The organism is Rhodoferax koreense, assembly GCF_001955695.1.
In the GTDB taxonomy this organism is placed as follows: domain Bacteria; phylum Pseudomonadota; class Gammaproteobacteria; order Burkholderiales; family Burkholderiaceae_C; genus Rhodoferax_B; species Rhodoferax_B koreensis.
The window spans coordinates 2,604,627-2,618,916 of the sequence record NZ_CP019236.1 but is presented as its reverse complement, the minus strand read 5'-3'; the positions used below and the strand labels follow the sequence as shown (position 1 = coordinate 2,618,916).

1 protein-coding gene is annotated in these 14,290 nt (G+C 68.0%); it reads right to left on the bottom strand.

The genetic code is table 11. From position 1 onward, the window contains the following. Positions 1 to 2: 2 nt before the first annotated feature. Positions 3 to 14,105: an isopeptide-forming domain-containing fimbrial protein gene (locus RD110_RS27980; RefSeq protein WP_162277356.1), complete on the bottom strand. Its 14,103-nt coding sequence runs from the start codon at positions 14,103 to 14,105 to the stop codon at positions 3 to 5. Between the last annotated feature and the right edge of the window lie 185 nt (positions 14,106 to 14,290).

Sequence of the window (14,290 nt, the reverse complement as noted above, 5' to 3'; positions counted from 1 at the left end):
CGCTACCGGCACACCAGACGGCCTGAAGCCGGCGGCGGCGCATCACGTGGCGGTTCGACACGCACCTTGGCGCGCAGGGAGGGTGGTAGGTGCGGGAGAATCGCGTCGAGCACCGCCTTGGCACGGCACATGCCGAGATCGAGGTTGTAGGCATCGGTCCCTCGAACGTCCGCATGGCCGACCAGGGTCACGACCCCTCCTTCGCGTTTCGCGAGGGTCTGCGCAACCTCCTGCAGCATGGGCTCGAATTCCGGCCGGATCGCCCATTTGGCGGTGTCGAACAACACCGAGCCGAGCATTAAGCGCTGCTGTTGCACGCCCACTACCAATGACTGCGGATCCGTGAGTTCGGTGCGGGCAGTGATCCGCAGCGCCTTCGCCGCCTTCGGCGACACCAGGCTCTGCAGCGCGTCCTGCACCGCTTGGGCGCGACCCAATGCCAGCACCTGGCTCTCGCCGTTGGCACGGATCAGCACTTCGCCGCCCTCGTACTCATTGATCCTGGCGGCCATCTTTTCGATGGCCGGCAGATAAGCCTTGCGCACTTCGCTACTGCCAGGCGCGAAGATGACCTCGCCGAGTTCGATCGCGACCTGTTTGACGCCTTTGAGCTGTTCCTGCGGCAACCTCACGCCGTAGTCGAACCGCACCGGCAGCCCGGGCGTGATACGACGCACCAAGGGATTCGCCGTGGTGAACTCGGCCCCGGCGGGTAGCGTGTTCGGATCGACCTTCAGGATGAAGTTGCGGCCACGGTTCCAATCGCCGCCGGACACGCCCGTGAGGTTGTAACGCCCATACTGGTCCGTCTCGATCAGCACGCCCTCGACGGATGCGATTCGCACGCCGGGAATGCCGCGTTCCTCGATGCCGGTGTTGGTGATCACGTACTCGACGACATAACCGCTTTCGGTCAGCGACACCCGACGTTCGACCGTGGGCGCGGCGCCGTTCAGTCCCTCGGCCGCATCGCCGGTCTTCTCCACCGTGGTACGGCCGGCGGCGTCCATGCGCACCGTCACGCCCTCCTTGCTGGTGAGCACGAAGTCGCCGGTGAACGCGAGCGCCGTGAGTTGCTGGCGGATGACCACGCGGTGGTTCTCGGCCGGATCGGCTTCGGACTGCCGCGCGGAGATCGAACCCAGGTCGATGCCGTGCAGCATCGGAGCGCTGGCATCGGGCTCTGGCTGGGCACCATGGCCGCGGTCGATGCGGGTCGAGCCTGGCACGTAGACACCCGGCTCGAAGCCGCCCTGCACCCGCACGCCGCTCAGGCTGGCCGTATCTTGCCAGCCGTCGCCGTCCAGGTCATTGAAGACGGTGCCCAAGATCAGGGACTCATCGACCATCGGATCCGCCACGACCTGCACTTCGGCACTTGCCACGTTGGAGATCGCCCGACCGATCGTGTTGACGGCGTTGGCGTGGTTGGCGTAGCTTCCCTGGCGCACACCCGCGCCCACCCTCAACAGGTAGGTGATGACAGCCTGTTTGCCGGCGGCGATGTCGATGCCGCCGAACTGCAGTGGCGACGCGCCCGCGCCCAGCGTGAACGCACCGTCGCCGTCCGCCACGGCCGCGGAGCCGGCCACGTAGCTGAAGCCCGCGGGCGGCGTGTCGATCACGCGGCCGTTGACCATGTCCACCGTGCCGGTGTTGGTGATCGTCAGCGTGTAGCGCACCAGATCCCCGATCCTGGCTTCGCGCACCGCAGCGGTCTTGACGATGCTGACCTGGGGCTGCTCTTCCACGCGCACCGAGACGGTACAGGCGCTCACGCAGGTCGGATCGATGTCGCCGCCATTGATCAGGTTGGGTAACACGGTCATGCCGCTGGGCAGGCTGTCCGCGACGACGAACATGACGGTCACCGTCGCGGCGCCACCGCCGGGCACCTGCGGCACTGTCAGGTTGACCGCGCCCGGACCGGTGATCGGGCCACTTAAGCCGGAGGCGCCGGTCACACCCGTCATGGTGGCGCCGGCCGGCACGTTCTCAGTGAACCGGTAGTTGTTCCAGGGTGCGCCGCCAGCATTGGCCAGGGTGATGGTGTACGTCAGGCGCTCCCCGGGTTCGGCCACGCCGGGCCGGCTTCCACTCTCGGCCGTGAGTTGCTTGCTCGGCTTGACATCGGCCGCCGTCGGATTGACCACGCAGGCGGCGCTCGGGCAAGCCGGATCTTCCGCGCCGGTGGGCTTGGCGACGTTGTGGATGCTGGCCACGGCAAGCGTCGTATCGACCTTGGCCACCACCGATACCTGCAGCGTGCCGTTCGCGGGAATCGTGAGCGCAGGCCAATTCGTCGTCTGGCCGGCATTGGCGCCGCCGGGTGTGGAACTCACATAGGTCAAGCCCGGGCTCAACACGTCGGTCAGGGCGTAGCCTGTGACCGCGACGGTGCTCGGATTGGCCAGCGTGATCGTGTAGCTCAGTTGCTCACCGGGCTGCGCGATGCCGTCGGCGACCAGGCTTTCCGCGGTCAGCGCCTTGGTCAGCGTGACCGCGCCCACCGGATGGTCGGTCGCGCAGGCCCCCGGCGCGGCGCAGGCCGCACCCGTCACGACGTTGTTCACCGTGCCGGTGGTCGCCGCGGCATTGACGGTCGCGGTGTAGGTCAAGGAATAGGTGCCGGCGACCGTGCCGGCCGGCAGCGTGAAGCTGCGCGCGTTGCCCGTGCCCGCGGCGCTGTAGACGCCAGCGGACGTCACCGCTCCGAAGGTCTGCCCGCTGCCCATGGTGTCGGTCAGCACCGTCGCCGCCGGGGTCGGCGAGCCGACGACGGTGGCTGTCAGCGTGTAGGTGATGGTCTGGCCGGCCATCACCGTCGCGCCACTGGCCGGGTTGGACAGCTTGGTCAATGTCACCGTGCTGCTGGTGGGCACCGTGACACAGCCTGCACTCGGACAGGCTGGGTCGGCGCTGCCCGTCGACTTGGCGATGTTGCGCACGCTTTCCGTGGTGATCGGGGCGTTCACCCTGGCCAACAGGTTCACCTGCAGGCTGCCGCTGGCTGGGATCGTCAGGCCGGCCCAGTTGGTGGTCTGGCCGGCATTGACGCCGCCCAGCGTGGAACTCACATAGCTCAGGCCGGCACCCAACGCATCGGTCAGCGCGTAGGCGGTGACCGGGGCCGGCGTCGGGTTGGTCAACGTGATGGTGTAGGTCAGGGTTTCGCCGGGCTCGGCGATGCCGGCCTGGCTGCCGCTTTCCGCCGTCAGCGCCTTGGCCAGGCTGATCGCGCCCACGGGATGGTCGGTGGCACACACGCCGCCGGAAGTGCAGGTCGCACCGGTCACCACGTTGCTCACCGTTCCCGCGACGGCGCCGGCGTTGACCGTCGCCGTGTAGCTCACGGTGTAGCTGCCAGCCACCGTATTCGTCGGCAAGGTGAAGGTGCGCACGTTGCCCGCCCCGGCCGCTGCGAATGGGCTGCCAGGAATCACCGACCCGAAGGACTGGCCGCTGCCGAGCGTGTCGGTCAGCACGACGGGCGAGCCGGTGGCCGACCCACTCACCGTGGCGGTCAGCGTGTAGGTGATGGTCTGGCCCGCAATCACCGGCGTGCCGTTGGGCGGATTGGCCACCTTGGCCACGCTCACGGTGCTGGCCGTCGGGATCACCACGCAGCCGCTGCTCGGGCAGGCGGGGTCGACGCCGCCGGTCGGTTTGGCCAGGTTGCTCACGGCGGCGGTGGCGATCGGGACGTTCACCCTGGCCACGACGATGACCTGGAGCGTGCCGTTTGCGGGAACTGTCAGCGATGCCCAGGTGGTCGTCTGGCCGGCATTCACCCCGCCGAGCGTGGAGCTCACATAGGTCAGCCCGGTGCCGAGCCGGTCGGTCAAAGCGTACCCGGTGACCGTCGCCGTGGATGGATTGACCAGCGTGATGGTGTAGGTCAGCAGCTCGCCCGCCTCGGCGACCCCGTTCGAGTTGATGCTTTCGCCCGTCAGCACCTTGTTCACGCTCACTGCGCCAACCGGGTGGTCGGTCTGGCAGGCGCCGACTGCGGAGCAAGGCACGCCGCTGACCGCGTTGTTCACCAGACCCGTGGTCGCGCCCGCGTTCACGGTGGCCGTGTAGGTCACGGAATACGTTCCCGCCGCCCTGCCCGCCAGCAGCGTGAAGGTCCGCACATTGCCCGAGCCGCCCGAGCTGAAATTGGCCGTGGGCGTCATGCTGCCGAAGGTCTGGCCGCTGCCAAGCGTGTCGGTCAGCACGGTGGGCGTCGCCGTGTCTGCCCCGATCACCGTGGCCGTCAGTGTGTAGGTGATCGTCTGGCCGGGAATCACCACCGTGCCCGGTGCCGGGTTCGAACTCTTGGCGACGGTCACCGTCGTCATGGTCGGCGTCACCACGCAGGCAGCACTCGGGCAGCTCGGATCGGGAGCGCCGCTTGGCTTGGCCAGGTTGCTGACCGAGGCGGTGGCGATCGGGTTTACCAAGGCCACCACCGTCACCTGCAGCAGGCCATTGGCGGGAATGCTCAGGTTGGTCCAGTTGACGCTCTGTCCGCTGTTCACGCCGCCCAGGCTGGAACTCACATAGGTCAACCCGGCGCTCAGGGTGTCCGTCAGCGCATAGCCCGTGACCGCGATACCCGTCGGATTCGTCAAGGTGATGGTGTAGGTCAGCTGTTCACCCGGCTGGGCAATGTTGTTGAGCGCGATGCTTTCACCGGTCAGCGCCTTGTTGAGGCCGATGGCGCCGATGGGGTGATTGGTGGCGCAAGCACCGGCCGTTTCACATGTGGCATTGCTGGAAGTCACGGCGTTGTTCACCGTGCCGGTGACCGCACCCGCGTTCACCAAGGCTGTGTAGCTCACCGAATAGGTGCCAGCCGCTACACCCGCAGGCAGGGTGAAAGTCCGAGTGTTGCCGGCGCCGGACATGGCGAACTGACTGCCCGGCGTGAGGCTGCCGAAAGTCTGGCCGCTGCCCAGCGTGTCGGTCAGCACGGTGGCGGTCGTGGTGTCACCGCCGCTTACCCTGACCGAAAGGGTATAGGTGAGGGTCTGGCCGGCGATGACGGTCACGCCGTTCACCGGGTTGGATGTCTTGCTCATCGTGACCGTGCTGGCGGTGGGTGTCTGCGCACAGGCCACGCTTGGGCAGCCGGGGTCGGGGTCGCCGGTCTGCTTGGCCAGGTTGCTCACGCTGGCCAGCGTGATCGGGGTGTTCACCGTGGCCACCACCGTGATCGCCAGCGTGCCATTGGACGGGATCGTCAGGCCGCTCCAGCTGGTGGTCTGCCCGGCATTGACACCACCCGATGTCGAGCTGACGTAGCTCAGCCCCGCGCTCAGGATGTCGGTCAGCGCATAACCCGTCACCGGCGCGGCCGCCGGGTTGCTCAGCGTGATGGTGTAGGTCAGGGTTTCGCCCGGCTCGGCGATGCCCGCGCGGCTGCCGCTTTCCGCCGCCAGCGCCTTGGCCACGCCGATGGCGCCCACGGGATGGGTCGTCGTGCACACGCCCCCGGCGCTGCAGGGCACGCCGCTCACGCTGTTGCCCAGCGCGCCGGTCGCCCCGGCGTTGACCGTCACGGTGTAGCTCACCGCATAGGTGCCGGCCGGGGTGTTGGCCGGCAAGGTGAAGGTGTGCACCAGCGGGCTGACCGTGCCCACGGTGAAGCCGCCGGCGCTGCTCACGCCGACGTAGGTCTGGCCGGCGCTCATGGTGTCGGTCAGCACGGTCGGCCCAGTGGTGTTGGCGCCGGTGACGGTGGCCGTCAGCGTGTAGGTCAGGGTCTGGCCGGGAATCACGGTCGTGCCGCTGGCGGTGTTGGCGGTCTTGGCCACGGTCACCGTGCTGGTGGTCGGGGTGACCACGCAGGCCGCGCTCGGGCACGCCGGGTCCGGGCCGCCGGTGGGCTTGGCCAGGTTGCTCACGTTGATGCTGCCAATCGGGCCGACCAGCGCCACCACCGTCACCTGCAGCGTGCCGTTGGCGGGAATCGTCAGGTTGCTCCAGTTGACGTTCTGCCCGCTGTTCACGCCGCCCAGGCTGGCGCTCACGAAGCTCAGCCCGGCGCTCAGGGTGTCGGTCAAAGCGTAGCCGCTTACCGCCGTGGCCGTCGGGTTGCTCAACGTGAGGGTGTAGCTCAGCTGTTCGCCGGCCTCCGCCGTGCCAGCCTGGCTGCCGCTCTCGCCCGTCAGCGCCTTGGTGATGCCGATCGCGCCCACCGGGTGCGTGGTGGTGCAGTTGGCCGCAGGCGTACACGGTACACCGGTGACGGCGTTATTCACCGAGCCGCTGGCACCCGCGTTCACCGTGGCCGTGTAGGTCACGGAATAGGTACCGGCTGGCTGGCCCGCGGGCAAGGTGAAAGTGTGGACCAGTGGGCTCACCGTGCCCACCGTGAACGCACCGACACTGGTCACGCTCCCGAACGTCTGGCCGCCGCCCAGCGTATCGGTCAGCACGGTCGCCGCACCGGTATTGGCTCCGCTGACTGTCACCGTCAGCGTGTAGCTCACGGTTTGCCCTGCAACCAAGATCGCACCTGTGGCCGGATTCGAGGTCTTGGCCACGGTCACGACGCTGCTGGTCGGCGTCACCACGCAGCCCGCACCCGGACAGGCCGGGTCGATGCCGCCCGCCGGCTTGGCCAGGTTGCTGACATTGACGGTGGTGAGCGGTGTGTTCACCGTGGCCACCAAGGTGAGCTGGATGCTGCCGTTGGCCGGAATCGTCAGCCCCGTCCAGTCGGTTGTCTGGCCACTGTTCGCGCCGACCGGGGTGGAGCTCGAATAGGTCAACCCTGTGCTTAACCTGTCGGTCAGCGCATAACCGGTGACTGCGGCACCCGTGGGGTTTGTCAGTGTGATGGTGTAGGTCAGCAGTTCGCCGGGTTCGGCGATGCCATTCGTGGTGATGCTTTCCGCCGTGAGCGCCTTGGCCACGCCGATCGAGCCCACCGGATGGTCTGTGGTGCACTCACCCACCGTGGTGCAAGGCGCGCCGGTGACGCTGTTGTTGACGGTGCCGTTGACCGCCCCGGCGTTCACCGTGGCGGTGTAGCTCACCCAGTAGGTGCCGGCCATGCTGTTGCTGGGCAGGGTGAAGGTGCGCGTGTTGCCCGAGCCCCCCACCGTGAACACGCCGGCGGCCGTGACGCTGCCGAAGGTCTGCCCGCTGCCCAGGGTGTCGGTGAACACCGTCGGTGTGGTCGTCTTGCCGCCTGTCACCGTGGCGATGATGGTGTAGGTGATGGTCTGCCCCGCGATCGCGGGAGTGCCGGTGGCCGGGAAGGAACTCTTGGCCACCGTCACGGTGCTGGCGGTGGGTGTCTGCACACAGGCCACGCTTGGGCAGCCCGGGTCGGGGTCGCCGGTCTGCTTGGCCAGGTTGCTCACGCTGGCCAGCGTGATCGGGGTGTTCACCGTGGCCACCACCATGATCGCCAGCGTGCCATTGGACGGGATCGTCAGGCCGCTCCAGTTGGTGGTCTGCCCGGCATTGACACCACCCGATGTCGAGCTGACGTAGCTCAGCCCCGCGCTCAGGATGTCGGTCAGCGCATAACCCGTCACCGGCGCGGCCGCCGGGTTGCTCAGCGTGATGGTGTAGGTCAGGGTTTCGCCCGGCTCGGCGATGCCCGCGCGGCTGCCGCTTTCCGCCGCCAGCGCCTTGGCCACGCCGATGGCGCCCACGGGATGGGTCGTCGTGCACACGCCCCCGGCGCTGCAGGGCACGCCGCTCACGCTGTTGCCCAGCGCGCCGGTCGCCCCGGCGTTGACCGTCACGGTGTAGCTCACCGCATAGGTGCCGGCCGGGGTGTTGGCCGGCAAGGTGAAGGTGTGCACCAGCGGGCTGACCGTGCCCACGGTGAAGCCGCCGGCGCTGCTCACGCCGACGTAGGTCTGGCCGGCGCTCATGGTGTCGGTCAGCACGGTCGGCCCAGTGGTGTTGGCGCCGGTGACGGTGGCCGTCAGCGTGTAGGTCAGGGTCTGGCCGGGAATCACGGTCGTGCCGCTGGCGGTGTTGGCGGTCTTGGCCACGGTCACCGTGCTGGTGGTCGGGGTGACCACGCAGGCCGCGCTCGGGCACGCCGGGTCCGGGCCGCCCGTGGGCTTGGCCAGGTTGCTCACGTTGATGCTGCCAATCGGGCCGACCAGCGCCACCACTGTCACCTGCAGCGTGCCGTTGGCGGGAATCGTCAGGTTGCTCCAGTTGACGTTCTGCCCGCTGTTCACGCCGCCCAGGCTGGCGCTCACGAAGCTCAGCCCGGCGCTCAGGGTGTCGGTCAAAGCGTAGCCGCTCACCGCCGTGGCCGTCGGGTTGCTCAGCGTGAGGGTGTAGCTCAGCTGTTCGCCGGCCTCCGCCGTGCCAGCCTGGCTGCCGCTCTCGCCCGTCAGCGCCTTGGTCACCGTGATGGCGCCCACAGGATGGTCGGTGGCGCAACTTCCAATGGTGGCGCAGTTCGCGCCGGTCACTGCGTTGTCCACGGAGCCCGTCGTGGCCCCGGCATTCACCGTTGTCGTGTAGGTCACCGAATAGGTGCCCGCCGGTGTGCCCTGCGGCAGGGTGAAGGTATGGACCAGGGCGCTGATGGTGGCGAAGCCGAAGCCGGCATTCGCACCCACGCTGCCGAAGGTCTGTCCGCTGCCCATGGTGTCGGTCAATACGGTCGGCGAAGTTGTATCGCCACCGATGACGGTCACGGTCAAGGTATAGCTGAGGGACTGGCCGGGGATCACGGTCGAACCGTTGGGCGGACTGGAAGTCTTGGCCACCGTGACCGTACTCACGGTCGGGACGACGGGGCAGGCCGCGCCGGGGCATGCAGGGTCGGGGCCACCCGTGGGCTTGGCCAGGTTGCTTACGTTGGCGGTGGTGATCGGCGAGTTGACGGTGAAGACGATCGTCAGTTGCAGCGTACCGTTCGCCGGAATGGTCAGCCCGGTCCAACTCGTGGTCTGGCCGGCGTTGGCCCCTGTCGGGCTCGAGCTCACATAGGTGAGGCCCGGGCTTCGCACATCGGTCAACGCGTAGTTCGTCACCGGTGCGCCGGTGGTATTGGTCAGGGTGATGGTGTAGGTCAGTGTTTCGCCGGGCTCGGCAATGCCGGCCTGGCTGCCGCTCTCGCCGGTCAGTGCCTTGGCCACGCCGATCGAGCCCACCGGATGGTCCGTGGTGCATCCACCCACCGTGGTGCAAGGCGCGCCGGTGACGCTGTTGTTGACCGTGCCGTTGACCGCCCCGGCGTTCACCGTGGCGGTGTAGCTCACCGCATACGTGCCGGCCACGGTGTCGCTGGGCAATGTGAAGGTGCGCGTATTGCCCGAGCCCCCCACCGTGAACGCGCCGGCGGCCGTGACGCTGCCGAAGGTCTGCCCGCTGCCCAGGGTGTCGGTGAACACCGTCGGTGCGGTCGTCTTGCCGCCCGTCACCGTGGCCGTCAAGGTGTAGGTGATGGTCTGCCCCGCGATCACGGTCGCCCCCGTCGCCGGGTTGGAGGCCTTGGCCACCGTCACGGTGCTGGCGGTGGGTGTCTGCACGCAGGCCACGCTCGGGCAGCCGGGGTCGGGGTCGCCGGTCTGCTTGGCCAGGTTGCTCACGCTGGCCAGCGTGATCGGGGTGTTCACCGTGGCCACCACCGTGATCGCCAGCGTGCCATTGGACGGGATCGTCAGGCCGCTCCAGCTGGTGGTCTGCCCGGCATTGACACCACCCGATGTCGAGCTGACGTAGCTCAGCCCCGCGCTCAGGATGTCGGTCAGCGCATAACCCGTCACCGGCGCGGCCGCCGGGTTGCTCAGCGTGATGGTGTAGGTCAGGGTTTCGCCCGGCTCGGCGATGCCCGCGCGGCTGCCGCTTTCCGCCGCCAGCGCCTTGGCCACGCCGATGGCGCCCACGGGATGGGTCGTCGTGCACACGCCCCCGGCGCTGCAGGGCACGCCGCTCACGCTGTTGCCCAGCGCGCCGGTCGCCCCGGCGTTGACCGTCACGGTGTAGCTCACCGCATAGGTGCCGGCCGGGGTGTTGGCCGGCAAGGTGAAGGTGTGCACCAGCGGGCTGACCGTGCCCACGGTGAAGCCGCCGGCGCTGCTCACGCCGACGTAGGTCTGGCCGGCGCTCATGGTGTCGGTCAGCACGGTCGGCCCAGTGGTGTTGGCGCCGGTGACGGTGGCCGTCAGCGTGTAGGTCAGGGTCTGGCCGGGAATCACGGTCGTGCCGCTGGCGGTGTTGGCGGTCTTGGCCACGGTCACCGTGCTGGTGGTCGGGGTGACCACGCAGGCCGCGCTCGGGCACGCCGGGTCCGGGCCGCCCGTGGGCTTGGCCAGGTTGCTCACGTTGATGCTGCCAATCGGGCCGACCAGCGCCACCACCGTCACCTGCAGCGTGCCGTTGGCGGGAATCGTCAGGTTGCTCCAGTTGACGTTCTGCCCGCTGTTCACGCCGCCCAGGCTGGCGCTCACGAAGCTCAGCCCGGCGCTCAGGGTGTCGGTCAAAGCGTAGCCGCTTACCGCCGTGGCCGTCGGGTTGCTCAGCGTGAGGGTGTAGCTCAGCTGTTCGCCGGCCTCCGCCGTGCCAGCCTGGCTGCCGCTCTCGCCCGTCAGCGCCTTGGTGATGCCGATCGCGCCCACCGGGTGTGTGGTGGTGCAGTTGGCCGCAGGCGTACACGGTACACCGGTGACGGCGTTGTTCACCGAGCTGCTGGCACCCGCGTTCACCGTGGCCGTGTAGGTCACGGAATAGGTACCGGCCGGCTGGCCCGCGGGCAAGGTGAAAGTACGGGTGTTACCCGCTCCCCCAAAGGTGAAATCGGTGGTGGGGCTGATGGTCCCGAACGTCTGTCCCCCGCCCAGCGTGTCGGTGAATACCGTGGGCGCGGTGGTATTGCCGCCAGACACCGTGGCCGTGAGCGTATAGGTGATCGCCTGGCCGGCCAGCACCGGGGTCCCGCTGGTCGGGCTGGAAGTCTTGGCCACCGTGACCGAGCTGGCCGTCGGTGTGACGACACACGCCGCACCTGGGCAAGTCGGATCGGGGTCGCCCGTTGGTTTGGCCAGGTTACGGATGCTGGCGACCGTGATCGGCGTATTGACCGTGGCCAGCACCTTGACCTGCAGGCTACTGTTCGCGGGGATCGTCAGATTGGTCCAACTTGTAGTCTGCCCGCTGTTCACGCCGCCCGGCGTCGAACTCGCGTAGCTCAGCCCGGCACTGAGCACATCGGTCAATGCGTAGTTCGTCACCGGTGCGCCGGTGGGATTGGTCAGGGTGATGGTGTAGGTCAGTGTTTCGCTGGGCTCGGCGATGCCGGCCTGGCTGCCGCTCTCGCCGGTCAGTGCCTTGGCCACGCCGATCGAGCCCACCGGATGGTCTGTGGTGCACTCACCCACCGTGGTGCAAGGCGCGCCGGTGACGCTGTTGTTGACGGTGCCGTTGACCGCCCCGGCGTTCACCGTGGCGGTGTAGCTCACCCAGTAGGTGCCGGCCATGCTGTTGCTGGGCAGGGTGAAGGTGCGCGTGTTGCCCGAGCCCCCCACCGTGAACACGCCGGCGGCCGTGACGCTGCCGAAGGTCTGCCCGCTGCCCAGGGTGTCGGTGAACACCGTCGGTGTGGTCGTCTTGCCGCCTGTCACCGTGGCGATGATGGTGTAGGTGATGGTCTGCCCCGCGATCGCGGGAGTGCCGGTGGCCGGGAAGGAACTCTTGGCCACCGTCACGGTGCTGGCGGTGGGTGTCTGCACACAGGCCACGCTTGGGCAGCCCGGGTCGGGGTCGCCGGTCTGCTTGGCCAGGTTGCTCACGCTGGCCAGCGTGATCGGGGTGTTCACCGTGGCCACCACCATGATCGCCAGCGTGCCATTGGACGGGATCGTCAGGCCGCTCCAGTTGGTGGTCTGCCCGGCATTGACACCACCCGATGTCGAGCTGACGTAGCTCAGCCCCGCGCTCAGGATGTCGGTCAGCGCATAACCCGTCACCGGCGCGGCCGCCGGGTTGCTCAGCGTGATGGTGTAGGTCAGGGTTTCGCCCGGCTCGGCGATGCCCGCGCGGCTGCCGCTTTCCGCCGCCAGCGCCTTGGCCACGCCGATGGCGCCCACGGGATGGGTCGTCGTGCACACGCCCCCGGCGCTGCAGGGCACGCCGCTCACGCTGTTGCCCAGCGCGCCGGTCGCCCCGGCGTTGACCGTCACGGTGTAGCTCACCGCATAGGTGCCGGCCGGGGTGTTGGCCGGCAAGGTGAAGGTGTGCACCAGCGGGCTGACCGTGCCCACGGTGAAGCCGCCGGCGCTGCTCACGCCGACGTAGGTCTGGCCGGCGCTCATGGTGTCGGTCAGCACGGTCGGCCCAGTGGTGTTGGCGCCGGTGACGGTGGCCGTCAGCGTGTAGGTCAGGGTCTGGCCGGGAATCACGGTCGTGCCGCTGGCGGTGTTGGCGGTCTTGGCCACGGTCACCGTGCTGGTGGTCGGGGTGACCACGCAGGCCGCGCTCGGGCACGCCGGGTCCGGGCCGCCCGTGGGCTTGGCCAGGTTGCTCACGTTGATGCTGCCAATCGGGCCGACCAGCGCCACCACTGTCACCTGCAGCGTGCCGTTGGCGGGAATCGTCAGGTTGCTCCAGTTGACGTTCTGCCCGCTGTTCACGCCGCCCAGGCTGGCGCTCACGAAGCTCAGCCCGGCGCTCAGGGTGTCGGTCAAAGCGTAGCCGCTCACCGCCGTGGCCGTCGGGTTGCTCAGCGTGAGGGTGTAGCTCAGCTGTTCGCCGGCCTCCGCCGTGCCAGCCTGGCTGCCGCTCTCGCCCGTCAGCGCCTTGGTGATGCCGATCGCGCCCACCGGGTGATCGGTGGTGCAGCCTCCTGCCGTCGTGCATGGCACCCCGCTCACGGAATTGGTGACCGAACCCGCGGCGGCGCCCGCATTGACCGCTGCGGTGTAGCTCACTGAATACGTGCCTGCGGCCGTGCCGGCAGGCATGGTGAAAGTGCGCACATTGCCCGTCCCGCCGAGCGCGAAGATGCTCCCGGGAACGACGCTGCCAAAGGTCTGGCCGGCACCCAGTGTGTCGGTGATCACATTGGCGGAAGTCGTCGAGGCTCCCGTGACCGTGGCGGTCAAGGTGTAGGTGATGGTCTGGCCCGGTATCACCGTGGTGCCACTGGCCGGATTGGAGGTCTTCGCGACCGTCACCGAGGTCGCTGTGGGCGTCACCACGCAGGCCGCGCTGCCGCAGGCAGGGTCCGGATCGCCGGTGCGCTTGGCCAGGTTGCGGACGCTGGCCGTGGCGATTGGCGAATCGACCGTTGCCACCACGGTGACCTGCAAGGAGCCGTTCGCCGGGATGCTGAGATTCGTCCAGTTGACATTCTGCCCCGTGCGCACGCCGCCGAGCGTGGCGCTGGAAAACGTCAGCCCGGCGCCCAAGGTGTCTGTCAGCGCGTAGTTGCTGACGGCCGTGCCGCTGGAATTGGTGATGGTGATGGTGTAGGTCAGGGTTTCGCCCGGCTCGGCGATGCCGGTCTGGCTACCGCTTTCCGCCGTCAACTGCTTGCCGACCGTCAACGCGCCCAGGGGATGGCTCGTGGTGCAGGGCGCGGCGGCGGTGCAGTTGCCGGCGCCAACCACCGAATTGCCGACGCTGCCAGTCGCATTCGCCGCGACCTGCGCCGTGTACTGGATGGTGTGAATGCCGATCGCTGCGCCGGCAGGCAGGGTAAAGCTCAAAGGGTTGCTGGCGGTGTTGGCGGTGAAGCCGCCGGCGTTGGCGGTGATGGCGCCGAACGACAGGCCGGTACCCAGCGTGTCCGTGAGTACCACCGGGCTCGAGGTGACGGCACCGGTCACGTTGACCGACAGCGTGTAGGTGACGAGTGAACCGGGCAGGATCACGGTGCCGGAAGCGGGCGAAGCGGACTTCGTGAGCGTGGCGGACCAGACGGCGGCGGTAACGGTCGAGGTGTTGTTGCCAGTGCAGTTCGGCGGGACGGCCGTGTCGCACCCCCCAATGACATCCGTGACGCCCACCGGCGGCGCGATGGTGGCCGTGTTCGTCACCGAGGTTGCCGCCAGAGCCGCCTGAACAGTCAGGGCCAGCCATAGCCATAGCAGCCGAATCCCGGCGCTGTTCATCCCATGCAGGAGATTCTTCATCTTCATGACCATCCGGTGCTTTGCCAACTCGCCCATGACACGTGATCGATCCGGAAGCAGGTATCCGGACCAGATAGAAAACAATTTACGTTATATGTAAGTATTCGTAAACCTGTCGAACCGTAGTTTTGACGTTTGAAAGAAATCTTTTATGTAATCTATTGTTTCTAGATTTAATCAGATCA

Coding starts and splice junctions, on each gene's coding strand:
- RD110_RS27980 (WP_162277356.1), bottom strand. CDS start 14,105: ATGAAGAATCTCCTGCATGGGATGAACAGCGCCGGGATTCGGCTGCTA.